Below are 14,739 nucleotides of genomic sequence, written 5' to 3' on the forward strand. Positions count from 1 at the left end.
TCGTTATTTTTGTTTTATGCATTACTCACAAGAATAGCTGAAGTAGGGCAAACTGCTACGCAGGCTCCACAACCGCTACACTCATCTAACTTGATTTTTGGTAGAGCAACACTGCCTGCTCTAAGTTGAAATTGAATGGCCATAGGTTCACACATGTCACCACAGCTTCGGCATTCAACATTTTGTTGCGCTAAACACTTATCAGAGATTTGTGCTTTTGCTTGCCAAGGCTCTCCTTGCTTTGGCTTAAAAATGGGTTCAGGACAAACATCTGCACATTGATAGCAGAACGTACACTCATCAATAGAGAAATCGACAGTGGGAAAACCACCATCGCCTACAATGATTATCTTAGTCTCACAACTTTCGATGCATTTACCGCAGCGAGTACAGTCATCTGTAAAGCTTTCTAGGCTGTTAATCCAAGGCAAACGAATCTGGCTTGAGTCAACTTTTCGTCTCGAAAAAAGACGTCGTTTTGATAGATCTACCACTAGATACCTATAGATGTTGCTAAGATGTTGTAATTGTAGGTCATTATTCTATTAATATCTTGTAATGAGTCCTCATAAGTAGTGTAGTTTTAGAAACAATTGTATAAATACCCCCTAAGGGCTAATTGGGGGCATATATTGTCTTAGATCAATAAATTACGGAGCGAGTGATCACATATTGAATGGAGCTATGATTTTTGATGTGTGACAATACGATATCGCTGGCAAGTCATTTATCAATAGGAAGGCACTTTTGCTTATAAAACCGGTTTCATCTGTAACAAGTACGATAGCAAAATCTTTGCTCTCTATACTGCTGTTGTCGGTTGCTACAACTGGCTTTGCCATCTTTACTTTGGCTTCAAGTTTGAATGATGCGGAAGCGGTTAACGTGGCGGGTTCAATGCGAATGCAAAGCTACCGTTTAGCCCATGATATTCAAATAGAATCTGTCGATTACGAATCCCATATTCGTGAATTCGAAAGTTCTCTTTACTCGCCATCCATGACCAATTTAGTCAGTTGGAATGTTCCGACAGACATCACAGAAGATTACTATTTAATTATCGGCCGTTGGCATGAGCTGAAACAGGTCTTGAATAGCGAAGAGCGCGATCACTATCTCGTGTTGGTTGAAAACTTCGTGGCTGAAATCGATGGCTTCGTTTATAAGCTGCAAGAGTTCTCTGAAGACAAGTTAATAAAGTTAGCGTGGGCTGGTGGTATCGGCCTTGGTGGAATTCTGGTCATATCTCTTTTTGTTGTTCACTTTGTCCGTAAACAAGTTGTTAAGCCGCTGCATGCGCTCGTTGGAGCCAGTCAGCGGATCAAAAACAGTGACTTTGAGGTGGAATTAAAAGTCACTAACAATAATGAACTTGGAATTCTGACTAAGACGTTTAACTCGATGGCCAAAGATTTGGGCGTGCTCTATCGAAACCTTGAGTCAGTTGTCGACGCTAAGACGGTCGAGTTGCAAAACGCCAACCAATCTTTGCAGGCGCTTTATCACTCTTCACAAGAGCTCACGGTTACACGTATCGCGCCAGAAAACTTCCGAGCTATTCTGCAACACCTGGTCAGTCTAGAAGGAATAGAGTCGTTAAGGCTTGAGATAGCTGATAGTTCGGGTCGTTCATTGATTATGGACGAAGGGTATGATTCGAACTTGGACTATGAAAAGTTTGAAATGAAGTTGGATGATAATGAGCTTATCTTGGGCTATTTATATTGTTCATATCATCATGGTCATTCAACCAAGACGCTGATTGAGAGCTTTATCCAACTGTTATCACGAGCGATCTATTATAATCGCGCGCAGAAGAAAGCAGAACAGCTTATTATAATGGAAGAGCGTGCAACGATTGCCCGTGAACTTCACGATTCATTGGCTCAATCACTGTCGTATTTGAAAATCCAAGTGACGTTGTTGAAGCGTGTGATTGGCAAATTGCCAGAGCAACAACACCGAGAGCAATCTGAACAAATAGCGTCGGAAATCGGCAACGGTTTAGCGGATGCCTATACTCAATTACGAGAGTTGCTCACAACCTTTAGGTTGACCATAAAAGAGGGCAACTTCGGAGATGCTTTAAGCACTATGCTTGAAGAGCTCAGTGAAAGAACAGATGCAAAGATTAACCTAACCAATAATCTTTCATCCATAGAGCTTGATGCACACAGTCAGGTTCACTTGCTTCAATTGATTCGTGAAGCAACAATAAACGCAATAAAACACGCCAATGCCGACTTGATAAATGTATGCTGTATCGATGAGGAAGGTGAAGTATTAGTCGTGATTAAAGATAATGGAGATGGCTTTGACTCAAGTAGTTCCAAGACGAACCACTACGGGATGAGCATTATGCAGGAGCGTGCGGCAAGACTGAATGGCGACTTAACGATTGAAGCGGCTCAAGGTGAAGGCTGTACAGTCATATTGAAATATAAAAGTTTGAAGGAAGTTAAAGTTGACGATTTGTAAAGTAATGCTGGTTGATGATCATCCATTGATGCGCAGAGGTATAAGCCAATTACTGAGCTTTGAAGATGAATTCGAAGTGATTGCAGAAGCAAGTAACGGTACTGAAGCAGTCGCTCTTGCCCATGAAGAAGAACCTGACTTGATCCTTTTGGATCTTAATATGAAAGGCATGTCTGGACTTGATACGCTGAAAGCACTTCGTACTGATGGCTCAAGCGCTAACATCGTTATTCTAACGGTTTCTGATAGCCCTGCAGACATTGAAGCGATTGTAAAAGCAGGCGCTGATGGCTACTTGTTGAAAGACACAGAACCCGATGAGTTAATCGAATTGCTTAAGCAAGCACACAGCGGTGACAAAGCTTACAGCAGTGTGGTTGCTCGTTACTTAAATGACGCTGGTAGTCGCAATGATATCTTCGACCAACTGACTGAACGCGAAATGCAAATCCTTCAAGAAGTCGCGAAAGGTTACCGTAACAAGCAGATAGCAGATCACCTGTTTATTTCTGAATCGACAGTTAAGGTACACATGAAAAGCTTGCTGAAAAAGCTACAAGTGCCTTCACGTACTGCTGCAACGGTTCTGTATCTAGAACGCTATGGTGAAATGAAGTAGGGCTTGTTCCTTTGAGATAACACTATTTCAAGTCTTACTGTTTATACATATCTCGATAGTTTTAACGATGTTGAGAAAATGAGATTAAAAAAAGGCGCTGAACTTATTAGGTTCAGCGCCTTTTTGTTTACGCATTTTATATCAGTATTGGTGTTCGTTTGTTCTTCGTTCTTTGAGATTAGAAACTTAAGGCTTACGCTGCCATTGGAACCAATACAAGCGTGCCGAAGATAACGGTAATAAGACCACAGATTACTGGTACAGAAGTACGTTTTACTACTTCAAATGGGCTGATTTTACCCATACCAGATGTCGCTACAATTACACCAGATACTGGTGAAATAGTACGGCCTAAGTTAGATGCTTGAAGCATTGGGATGATTAGGAACGCTGGGTTCAAGCCCATTTTCGCCGCTAATGATGGAGCCAGTTCTACGAATGCATAGAAAGGTGCGTTACCAGAACCTGTCGCGATAGCAGCAGCCACCGTTAGACCCGTCAGGATAAGCATTAACGCGATACCGCCTGCGCCTGCAGATTCAGCAAGACCGATTAGGTTGTCAATTGCACCGATAGACATTAGACCTTGAGCAAATACGCCTGCCGCAACCAACAGCATTACCACGCCTTTGAACGCGTCAGCCATACCTTGGTAGCAAGAGTCTAAATCTTCTAGTGTTTTCTCGCCGTCAAACTTCTTAACAACGTAATCGATAACTGCACCCACGAAGATAGAACCTACCACAATGGTGTAGATATCAAGTGAAAGCCCTGGAATCGTACGACCGTTGAATAGGAAAACGCCGATGATAGGTAGGAATGGGAGTGCAGCGTAGAAAGCCGGAGCCGTTGTTTCGATTTCAGAAACGTCTACTTTTTCCATTGGCGTGTTTTCTTTCTTATCTAGGTATTTGTTCCAGAAGAAAGCCGCAGCCGCCATCACGATGATCGCACAGATAGAAACAGGCAGTACCGTTTGAACAGCAAACACATCAAGAGACATGCCTGATTTTTCTGCTGCGATAACCACATCACCAGAGGTTGGTGAAAGAATGATGGCTGCAGGTGATGCACAAACTGCAACTGCCGCTGGGCGAGAAATACCCATTGCCGTCATCATTGGGAATAGGGTTGCCATCAATAGCACACCAAGACCCGTTGCAGAACTTACTGCTAGAGACATCAGACACGCTACGATGTAAGCCGCAACAAGAAGTACATAGGGAGATTTGATCGCAGCAAGTGGTTTAGAGAACTGCTTCACTACCACGTTGTTAGCGCCAATATGCGTCATGTAAGAAGCAAAACCACAAAGAAGCATGATTTGCATGCCTAGGCCGCCCCCGCGGTATTGAAGCATGTACTTAACAAATTCTAGTGAGTCGGTAACCATGTTACCTGTTGAAGCGATTTTAGCTGGTAAGACTGTGTGACCAATAAGGCCGGTGATAAGAAGTAGGGCAAGGCCAGCAGTTAGTAATACACCCGCCGCTTTATAGCCTTTTACAATAAAGTAACCAACAGCAATAGTAATCACTAATCCGATCAAGAGCTCTAACATAGAAATCTCCACAAAGTTTAAAAAATATAAGAAAGTGTTTCAGAATATGACAATGAATGTACAGAAAACTGCACTGTGGCACGAGGCATAGTTGAGGTTGATATGATCTAAGACAAACATTTTTTTCGATGTTAATTGTGGTTGTAAATCGTGATTAACTACTGTTGTTCAGATGTTAATAAACAAATTTTGTGGCTCGTTAGAATATAACTTGGATCACCTTTAATTGTTCTGGTTGCATATGGGGGTGTTGTTTTATAAATCGTGAGTATTTTTTGTACTTTGGAAGGAAACGTGTAACGAAGTGGGTATTTATCGGAGTAAAGAGGTGGGAATCTTAGCTTTTAAGCTTACTTACATTTAAAGATTACTTATGTTTAACGCCTACTTACTTCCCTTAAGTAAGCGCTAAAACACAAGCTGGAACTAAAGTATAATTAAGCTGAAAAATAGCCGAGCGAGTTTAGTTTATATCAACGTCAGGAGTGTCATTTGAATACGTTGGCAGTTCAGAACAGACGACCTTCTTACAAAAATGAATCATCCCATAGCGAGTAATGAGTAAAAACTCTTCTTTATTCAATGGAATGTAAGGCATGGCATCAGAAGATAGGGTAGACCCTTCACTTATCATCACCTTTTCGTAAAACGACAACTCGCGATTCGGGATGATTTGTTGGTGTTGGTTCTCATCCAGTGAGATGTCGTGTTGAGTGACAGAGTAAGATCCCGATGACGTAAAGCCGACTTGCTTAGTCGATACGTACAATAGGTCATAACTGTCATTCTTCTTAAACTCGATGTTAATAGCAGACTGGTTATGAATCATATTATTGGACGGGTTAATAATCGACGCTGTATTGGCTAAATAATGCCCTTCAAGATGTGACTTGGGAATAAAGGTAGAAACCCAGCCGACTAATACGCCAAGCAGTACCACAAAAATTGCTGTATTCGTTTTATTATTCACAAGTCACTCCTTTAAATCCGGCAGGGAAGCTCAGAGATTTTCCTGAATTATCGATGATGATTTTTCGTCCCTTATATTCATAAAGTGTTACGTTGAATAACTCATTAAATGTGAATTCATCGGATTCGATTTTACATGAGATAAAATGCTGACCTACGAGATCTTCGCCTAGGCTATTTCTATCTAAATAAGAAAACAAATAATGGGATAAACCTGCAGCCACTACAAATAATGCAACCAGTGCTAATAGACTGTTTGTTTTTTTCGTTGCGGCCGTTGTCTCGGTTGCTGAGCTTTCAGGCGCTGTGTTGTTTTCAGGTTGTGTCGTTTCTTGCTTTGGTTGTGATTGAATTTTACTCAGCGCGCGTTCTTTGTCTTGTGTCACTTGTCCTGCAAACCGGTAACCTTTACCGCGCTCAGTGACGATGATCATCCCGCTCTTATCTTCTAACGCTTTTCGGCAAATCGAGATGGTCTGCATTAGGCTGCCATCTTCAACATATATACCTTTAGACACCCACACTTGTTCAATAAGAACTTGGCGAGTGATCACCTCATTAGGTCTCGAGATAAAAAACTTAAGTAGCTCTGATTCATTAGAACCTATTGGGTAGGTACGGCCCGTCTTAAAGTGATGGATTTCACTCTCTTCTAAATTGACCTGTATATCATCATTGATAATAAATTCAGCAGACATCTGGGTTCTCATTGTTATAAGCGTTCTAACCTAAATATAACAAATCTTACAACAAACATAAACTTACTGATTTCATCGTCTTTGATGTTTAAGTGTTTGAATTTATGTTGATTATTAACCTAATTAGATTTCCTTATATACCTTTTTGAGGTTGTTTAATGCGGTTTCAGGTGCTTGCCGTTAGTAGCTATTGGATCATTAACGGGTGACGCTGATTTAGTGGGTGTGGGTTAATTGCTCAAATTTCTTACGTAGTTTTATCAACGTGTCATTCCAACTCTGTGTTGCCTTGCTCTCTACGAATAAAAAGTCGAGCTTACCTCCGACTCAATCGGCAACTCAAATAACGATAAATCGCATGACCACACCAGTTAAATGCGAAAGCTACGAAGGAGCTGTTTTGAAAGATTTCAATAAGCCATATATATGTGGACTAATTACGCTTGCCTTACTCGGCTGTCAGTCTGAAGACTCGACTCAAGAGGCCGTTTCGGTATTGGTTCCCTACAACATTAATGAACTACCAAAACCGAACGATGGTTATGGTTATGACGACGATGGAACAATATCGGGTGTCGGTGAAGACGTCGCCGCAATGTCATCGACCAATGATGCTTATTATCAGGATTACAACAATTCATACGCAGCCCTAGACGGTTGGGGACTTTGTGCAGAACCGATTTTAATTCCTCTACAAAGTGTTAATTCGGACAAACGTTATCCACTAAATAATGAAACCTTAGCCGGGAATGTTGTATTAATTGATGACCTAACAGGCGATGAAGTCGTCACTCAAATATCCGCTGATGGTTCTAATATTAAAATTCAATGTGAATCAGGCTTAGCTGAGAGTCGCACTTATTCAATTGTAGTAACAGATGGGGTAAAAACTGAATTTAATGAGCCTTTAAAAGCAGATGCGAGCTTTGATGAGTTGATTGATTCAGACGTTCCATTAAACAACGAAAAAGAAGAAGTTCTTCAAGAGCAAGTATTGAACGCTATTGATTCATATTATGCGATATATCCAGATAAAGGTATTCCTGTATATGCCGCGCAATTTAAAACTCAGAGCGCTTATTCTCCTCTGGATGCGATGAAAAGAAACCATTTATTGTATGGAAGTTCTTTCTCTAGTGCCCTTCCTGAACTTAAAGAGGAAAAACGCGGGTACAACCTATATACAAAAGTGCTCAAAATTCCGTCTTACTTACCTTTTACAAAAGAGAGGGAGGCGGAATGTATCGTTGATGAGTTTGATCCTAAAGAAAATTGCCCGCCACTTTATGAATGGATCACCAACACTGACGATGGTTTCCCTACGGCTGGTAACCCGATCCCCCAAATAACTGAAGAACTCGAGATCACAGCAGACATATACGTACCAAAGAGTTTTAGCTGGGTTATACCTAAACAACTGCCTACAGCCATCTTTATACATGGTGTTACAGCCGAGCGAGGCACTGCTTCTTTAATGGCTGCAGAATATACGGATAAAGGCTATGCCGTGGTTGCGATTGACATGCCATATCACGGGGAACGAATGCGTTATGACTCAAGTCCTGAACATGTAGAAATAAGCGCTAGAGCAAACAAGGCGTTCTTCATCAATATTGATTCCCCTTTGGCACTTCGTTCGAACCTTCAGCAATCAGTGTCTGACTTTCTGGGTCTTCGTTATGCGCTAAGCCAAGAAGCTTGGGTGAAAAAAGATGATGTCCACTTAATTGGACAATCGTTGGGTGGAATCATGTCGGTGATGGTAAGTGAATTCAGTCAAGCGTCTCGAGAACTTACGGCTAATTCAGACTTTGCTTTCAATACCGTGAACTTTGTTGTTCCGGGGCAAGGGCTAACCAACTTGGTTTTGTCTTCTCAAACCTTAGGCCCTGAAATGTCTGAAGGTGTTAAGAAGTCTCCAGATGTTCAGCGCGGCATTGCTGAAACTGTCATACCAGATACATGTACAACAGAAGCAACAAATCAGCAGTGTATTGAAGCACTTAGAGAGTTTGTCGAACTTTCATCTGATAACGCGCTGCTTGTCAGCCAGCTAGAGAATGACATCTTCGATTTAGTTGTGACAGACCTTAAACAAGGGGTCCAAGCCACAATTGATAGTGCAGACCCTGCTAGCTTTATCTCTCGTCAAGTCGCTGCTGAGCAACCCACTCTTTTGTTAGCTGCCGTTGGAGATTGCGGGGAGACTTGTGACGTTGGCGTTGATTATGTCCCAGATAGCGTAATTCCAAACACCGCGCCAGATAACATTCGTACTGGTACTGAACCACTGATTACTGCGCTTGGCTTAGACCCAATTACAGGTACATCAGAAAATATTGATGAAAAGCGCGGAGCCGTGAGAACAACTACCGGCGGACATGGTACGTATTTGTTCCCCTATGAAGGTCCCGTTGATGAAAATGGCTTGCCGGGCACACCAGGTGAAAACATGTCAGACGTTCGTGAAGCGGTGGGCACTCAACAAATTGCTGTTGCTTCAATGGTAATGAGTGACGGTGCAGTAGTCGTCATTAATAACGAAGATCATATCGAAACAGAGGTGCCTCAAGATGAAGAATAAACTTTTATTGGGCACTGCCGCTGCTCTTGTCCCTTGCCTGACTAATGCGGCTGGATTTCAACTTAACGCGCAGTCTGCAACAGGCTTAGGCCGTGCATTCGCCGGTGATGCTGTGATGGCAGATAGTGCTGCGATTGTTGCTAAGAACAGTGCTGCGATGGCTTACATCGAGCAACCAACACTCTCTGTCGGCGCTATCTATATCGATAGTGGTATCGATGTGTCTAGTGTTAGCTACACACCAATGATTGGTGATACTGAAGTGTTAGATGACCAATCATTAGACGCAGGGACATTAGTTCCGAACATTCATTATGTGCATCCTATCGAAGGTTCTAAGCTCACTCTGGGCGCAACAGTCCATTCCAATTTCGGTACTGATGTTGAGTTTGACGAGTCGTTCGAAGCGGATGAGTTTGGAGGCAAAACGGCGCTTTCCAGTATCAATGTTGGCTTTGCTGTGGCTTACGAGTTGTCTGAAAAAATCAATTTGGGCGCTGGGCTAGATGTTATTTACGGTGAGGGTGAAATATACCGCCAAAACTTGTTAAACGTAGATGCCGATGGTTTCGGTTTGGGGGCTAACGTTGGGGCGACTTACCAAGTCAATGAGCATAACAAGTTTGGTATTACCTACCGTTACAGCCCAGATATAGAAGTGGAAGGTGACATTACTAAAGGCGGTGTCTCTGCCGACAAGATGAATGTACCCCTACCAGACACTCTAGAGTTTTCCGGTTGGCACCAGCTCAACGAACAGTGGGCTTTTCACTACAGCCTGCAGTGGGTGAACTGGTCTGAATTTGATTCGCTAACATCTGACTCTTATGACGACTCAATTAAAGAGTACCAATGGAAAGATGCAGGGCATATTTCTGTCGGTGGTACGTACACTATGTCCAAAGACATCGTTCTACGAGCGGGTTACATGTACGACATTTCCCCAACTGACGAACTCACATCGTTATCAATTCCTGATGTTAACCGTCATTGGCTAACGGTCGGAGGGACATATAACTTCACGGCTGCCAGTTCTGTAGACATTGGTGTCGGTTTTATCATCGGAGAATCACAAGATATTGACGAAAGCCTGACGACGATCCCAGGAACGAGTTCCAATATAACTGCTGATGTGACTGCCGATGCTCTCTTGCTCGGTGTTCAATATCAGCATCGTTTTTAACTTTTACTTTGGAGTTCAGAACGTAAAAATTTAGGAATCATATAAAAATTGCAGGGCTCGACAGTGAGTTGAGCCCTTTTCTCATTATTAGCTGTTTTAGCATTATTTAAATAGCTGGAAGCTCATTAAGTAAGAAATAGCTGCTTAGAAAAACGTTTTAATTCAGACGAATTCAACGGTTATGGTTATTAAAAATGAAATTTACAAAGCTCAGTAAAACAATCTGTTTGGCACTGTTTGCCTTACATATCTCTCCATCGTTTGCCCAAGACTCAAACTTAATTCCTGTGACTATCGAAAAAGCTCACAAACAAGCATTCACTTCTTCAATCAACGAGGTAGGTAAAATCAGGGCAACGGATTCTGCTGCATTGACATTTAGTGCTTCCGACAAAATTCTCAACATCCATTTCAAAGATGGAGATTCAGTTAAAAAAGGCGAACTGATCGCTCAACTGGACAATACCAAAGCGAAAGCTGATTTAGACAAAGCAAGAAGCTCTCTAGCGTTAGCAAAGTCGAAATTAAAGCGTGTACAAGAATTACTAAAGAAACAGCCTGACTCTATGTCTCAACAAGATGTGGAAGAGCTGGGCGAACAGGCGAACCTAGCCGCAGCTGATTTCCGTCAGAAAGAAGCGCTGATGAATGACTATTTATTGGTAGCACCATTTGATGGGCAGCTAACTAATTTCACTCACTCAGTGGGCAGTAAGATTGATAGCGCAACCGCGTTGGTGAGCTTAATCAAACTCGATCCTGTTGAAGTTCAGTATTCAATTGGTCAGTCGGATTTAGGAAACGCAAAGCTTGGGCAGAATGTTTCCATCCAAGTTGATGCATTTGTCGATGAAGCATTTTCTGGTGTGGTGGATTACATTGCGCCAGCGGTGGACGAAAGCTCAGGCCGCGTCGAAGTACACGCGCACGTGACTAACCCAGAGCATCGCTTAGTTCCGGGTATGTTTGCCAAAGTAAGTCAGATGACGAGCGAAGATTCAACGCAGATGGTGGTTTCTCAAAACTCCGTTCAAGCCAAAGATACAGAGCGTTTTGTTTGGGTCGTGAATGGTGAAAAGATCGAGCAACGCATTGTCGAATTAGGCGTGAATACTAACGATGGTTATGTTGTTGTAGAGAAAGGCTTGAAGCTTGGCGATAACGTCGTTGTGACGGGACAACAGAACCTTAAGAAAGCGTCGTTAGTTAAGGTCATGAACCCAAATGCTGAGCAGAAAACTGTTGAGCTAATCACGGAACCGACAAGCAAAGAGAACACTCAACAGACCGCTGAGCCTAAAGTAAAAAAGACCGTAACAGAGGTGGACGAAGCACATCCAATTGAACCTTCGGTTGATTGGACGGAAGCATCGAAAGGTGTGGACGAAGCGATCAATGAAAACAGCGAGCAAGTAGAAACAAGTGAGGCTGTTGAGCAATCATCAAGCGAAGCTCACAGCAAGGAAACACTAAGCAAGGAAGCTGAAACGAAGGAGAATCTGAATGAAGCTTCCTGAGATTTGTATCAAGCACCCTGTGTTTGCATCTGTTCTGAGCATCACCATTGTCTTGCTTGGGCTTTTGTCGTTTCAAAAGCTCTCAATCCAATACTTTCCAGAACATAAAACACCTTCAGCAACGGTAACGGCTGCGATCAATGGTGCTAGTGCTGAGTTCATGTCGCGCAATGTGGCAGATAAGCTTATTACCGCAGCAACGGGCCTCGACAGCGTTAAAACCATGACGACGGACTGTCAGGAAGGCACGTGTAATCTAAAAATCATCTTTGAAGATGACATTAATGATGTCGAATATACCAGCTTGATGAACAACCTGCGCAGCAGCGTCGAAGCGATTGGTGATTTCCCGCCGAGCATGACGGATAAGCCAACGGTAACGGATGACTCTTCTGACACCAGTATGCCGAGTAACATCATTACTTTTGTGAACACTGGCAAGATGTCCAAACAAGACATGTATGACTACATTAGCCAACAAGTAGTGCCTCAATTTAAGCACATCCAAGGTGTGGGTGGCATTTGGGGGGCCGTATGGTGGCAGCGAAAAAGCGGTGCGTGTCTGGTTGCAACCGGATCGCATGATGGCCCTCAATATGAGTGCATCCGATGTTGTCGGAACATTGAGCTCATACAACGCAACGTTTACAGCGGGTACTATAAAGGGGCAGGTGCGAGATTTCTCCATCAACCCAGTAAACCAAGTAACCAGCGTTGATGATGTAAGAGACTTAGTGGTTCGTGTTGATAACGGTAAGATCATTCGTATAGGTGATATTGCTGAAGTCAAAATGGGTGAAGAGAACCTTACACCAAGTATTCTGCGTGTAGATGACAATCTAGCGATGTCGATTCAGGTGTTGCCACTGAAAAGTGAAAACCCAGTAACCGTTGCGAATAAAGTTAAGACACAGATTGATGTGATTCAGCCTCAGTTGCCAGAAGGCATTGAGATGAAGATGGTCTACAACCAAGCTGATTTCATTAAAACCGCAATTGATGAAGGCTTAATGACTTTAGTTGAAGCGATAGTTTTGGTTTCAGCGGTTGTGGTTCTGTTCCTTGGCTCTTTTCGAGTTGCTTCAATTCCGATCATCACCATTCCAGTGTGTGTGATCGGTGTATTTGCTGTCATGCATTTACTTGGATTTAGCATCAACGTACTGACGATTCTCGCTATCATTCTCGCCATTGGTTTGGTGGTTGATGATGCGATTGTTGTGGCTGAAAACTGTTACCGTCATATCGAAGAAGGTGAAACGCCGTTCAATGCTGCAATTAAAGGGTGTCGAGAGATCGTCTTTCCAGTGATTGCGATGACGCTGACTTTGGCGGTTGTTTACTTACCAATTGGCTTGATGGCTGGCTTAACCGCCGATCTATTCAGGCAGTTCGCGTTCACACTTGCTGCAGCGGTGATCATCTCTGGGTTTGTGGCGTTAACGCTCTCACCAATGATGAGTGCTTACTTAATGAAGCCAGTATCAACCCCGGCGAAGTGGTATCAAAAAGTTGATGCGAAACTGAATGTGTTATCGGATTTATACACCAAAGAGCTAGGCAAATGGTTTGATCGTAAGGCTCTGATGAGTGGTAGTGCTTTAGTGCTGATCGCTTTATCTGCCTTAGCGGTTTGGAAAATGCCTCAAGTGTTGCTTCCAACCGAAGATACCGGTTTTGTTGAGGTGACTTCTACGCCACCAACAGGTGTTGGTCGTCAGTATCATCTAGATAACAACGAGCAACTGAACAGTGTGTTCAAAGGTGATAGTTCAGTAGAAGCGAACTTATCTTACATTGAAGGCACACCGACCAATCACGTTCTATTGAAGCCATGGGGCGAACGTGACCAGTCCGCTGATGAATTGGTAAACGAATTTATCGCTAAAGCACAAAGTTCAGTCTCTGCTTACGGCATGTCTTTCAAGGTGCGCTCAGCAGATAACTTGAACATTGCTACCAATATGATCCTTGAACTGACCACGGTTAACCGTGATACCACTGTGCTGTCTGAAACTGCGAGCGAAGTCGTTAAGGCGCTAGAGGATTACGAGGGCGTGACCAACATTAAGAACTCAATGTTGCGTGACCAATTACGTTACGACTTGTCGATTGACCGCAATGCGATTGTATTGTCTGGTGTTGATTACGGTAACGTAACCAATGCGTTATCGACGTTCCTTGGTTCTGTTAAAGCCGCAGATTTGCAAGCGGACGACGGTTATACATACCCAATTCAAGTTCAAGTGAACCGAAGTGACCTTGGTGATTTCAAGGTGCTTGATAAGTTGTATGTGGATTCACAGTCGGGGCAAAGGCTTCCTTTGTCTCAGTTTGTATCAATCAAACAAGTGACATCGGAATCTAACTTCAAGACGTTCATGGGTAAAGACAGCGCTGAAATCACCGCGGACTTGATGCCCGGATATACGGCGAGCGACGTGAAGGCATACATTGATGACACGGTACCAAGCCTGTTGAAACCTGCTCAGAGCTACGAGTTTAATGGCATCGTTAAAGATTTGGTTGATTCAACCGCGGGCGCACAAGTGCTGTTCGTATTGGCATTGATTTTTATCTTCTTGATCTTGGCGGCGCAGTTTGAAAGCTTTGTCGACCCGATGATCATCTTACTGACAGTTCCACTGTGTATTGTGGGCGCGATATTGACGCTTTCGGTATTTGGTCAAAGCCTCAACATCTATTCTAAGATAGGATTGCTGACACTGGTTGGTCTCGTGACCAAACACGGTATTTTGCTGGTGGAGTTTGCCAACGAGAAACGCAAATCTGGCGCGAGTGCCAAAGAAGCGGCGATCAGCAGTGCACGTTCAAGGCTACGTCCAATCTTGATGACCTCACTGACGATGATCCTCGGTTCATTGCCATTGGTACTGGCGGATGGACCGGGTTCATTAGGTCGAATCAATATTGGTTTGGTATTAGTCGGCGGTTTGACAGCCGGAACCTTCTTTTCATTGTTCTTAGTGCCAGTTGCTTACGTTGGCATGGCGAATCTAAAACAGATGGACATACTGACTCGGTTGAGAACGAAACCCGCATAACTCGCCATATAGATTGACCAGTCAATTGAAGTGAAAACTAAAACGCGCCTACCATGAACCATGGT

The 14,739-nt window shown here is 43.2% G+C and carries 9 protein-coding genes and 1 pseudogene; 6 read left to right on the forward strand and 4 right to left on the reverse strand.

What is annotated here, in order from left to right:
* Window positions 1-14: 14 nt before the first annotated feature.
* Window positions 15-494 carry a ferredoxin-type protein NapF gene (gene napF, locus IQQ51_RS22380; protein ID WP_048606369.1) on the reverse strand — a complete coding sequence of 160 codons (480 nt, stop codon included), beginning with the start codon at window positions 492-494 and terminating at the stop codon, window positions 15-17.
* A 253-nt stretch (window positions 495-747) separates the two neighbouring features.
* Here napF and narQ point away from each other — a divergent pair, with 253 nt between their 5' ends.
* Both narQ and IQQ51_RS22390 read left to right on the forward strand, forming a co-directional pair.
* Window positions 748-2,478 (forward strand): nitrate/nitrite two-component system sensor histidine kinase NarQ, encoded by a 1,731-nt coding sequence (gene narQ / locus IQQ51_RS22385; protein WP_193842174.1) that lies wholly within the window; start codon window positions 748-750, stop codon window positions 2,476-2,478.
* Complete coding sequence (locus IQQ51_RS22390; protein WP_008219279.1) at window positions 2,465-3,097, forward strand: response regulator; 633 nt, start codon at window positions 2,465-2,467, stop codon at window positions 3,095-3,097. Before narQ ends, IQQ51_RS22390 begins: the two co-directional genes overlap by 14 nt.
* Before the next feature lie 193 nt (window positions 3,098-3,290).
* On the opposite strand, the gene dcuC is transcribed toward IQQ51_RS22390, so the two are convergent.
* The 3 genes from dcuC to IQQ51_RS22405 all read right to left on the reverse strand — a co-directional run bounded on the left by dcuC (window position 3,291) and on the right by IQQ51_RS22405 (window position 6,325).
* The gene (gene dcuC / locus IQQ51_RS22395; protein WP_172378948.1) at window positions 3,291-4,658 is read right to left on the reverse strand and encodes an anaerobic C4-dicarboxylate transporter DcuC; all 1,368 of its coding nucleotides are present in this window, start codon (window positions 4,656-4,658) and stop codon (window positions 3,291-3,293) included.
* Window positions 4,659-5,121: 463 nt separating this feature from the next.
* Window positions 5,122-5,628, reverse strand: coding sequence for a hypothetical protein (locus IQQ51_RS22400; RefSeq protein ID WP_193842175.1), 507 nt, complete (start codon window positions 5,626-5,628; stop codon window positions 5,122-5,124).
* Complete coding sequence (locus tag IQQ51_RS22405) at window positions 5,621-6,325, reverse strand: winged helix-turn-helix domain-containing protein (protein WP_193842176.1); 705 nt, start codon at window positions 6,323-6,325, stop codon at window positions 5,621-5,623. The genes IQQ51_RS22400 and IQQ51_RS22405 overlap by 8 nt, the downstream gene beginning before the upstream one ends.
* 358 nt (window positions 6,326-6,683) lie before the next feature.
* Between IQQ51_RS22405 and IQQ51_RS22410 the strand changes: the two genes are divergently transcribed.
* The 4 genes and pseudogenes from IQQ51_RS22410 to IQQ51_RS22425 all read left to right on the forward strand — a co-directional run bounded on the left by IQQ51_RS22410 (window position 6,684) and on the right by IQQ51_RS22425 (window position 14,674).
* Window positions 6,684-8,909: a lipase gene (locus IQQ51_RS22410; RefSeq protein ID WP_193842177.1), complete on the forward strand. Its 2,226-nt coding sequence runs from the start codon at window positions 6,684-6,686 to the stop codon at window positions 8,907-8,909.
* Window positions 8,899-10,092 (forward strand): outer membrane protein transport protein, encoded by a 1,194-nt coding sequence (locus tag IQQ51_RS22415; protein WP_193842178.1) that lies wholly within the window; start codon window positions 8,899-8,901, stop codon window positions 10,090-10,092. The genes IQQ51_RS22410 and IQQ51_RS22415 overlap by 11 nt, the downstream gene beginning before the upstream one ends.
* Window positions 10,093-10,286: 194 nt before the next feature.
* Window positions 10,287-11,609 (forward strand): efflux RND transporter periplasmic adaptor subunit, encoded by a 1,323-nt coding sequence (locus IQQ51_RS22420; RefSeq protein WP_193842179.1) that lies wholly within the window; start codon window positions 10,287-10,289, stop codon window positions 11,607-11,609.
* A pseudogene (locus tag IQQ51_RS22425) lies at window positions 11,596-14,674 on the forward strand (efflux RND transporter permease subunit). Before IQQ51_RS22420 ends, IQQ51_RS22425 begins: the two are co-directional and overlap by 14 nt.
* Window positions 14,675-14,739: the final 65 nt, after the last annotated feature.

The sequence above is a fragment of the Vibrio sp. OPT18 genome (genome assembly GCF_015163615.1).
GTDB lineage: Bacteria > Pseudomonadota > Gammaproteobacteria > Enterobacterales > Vibrionaceae > Vibrio > Vibrio coralliirubri.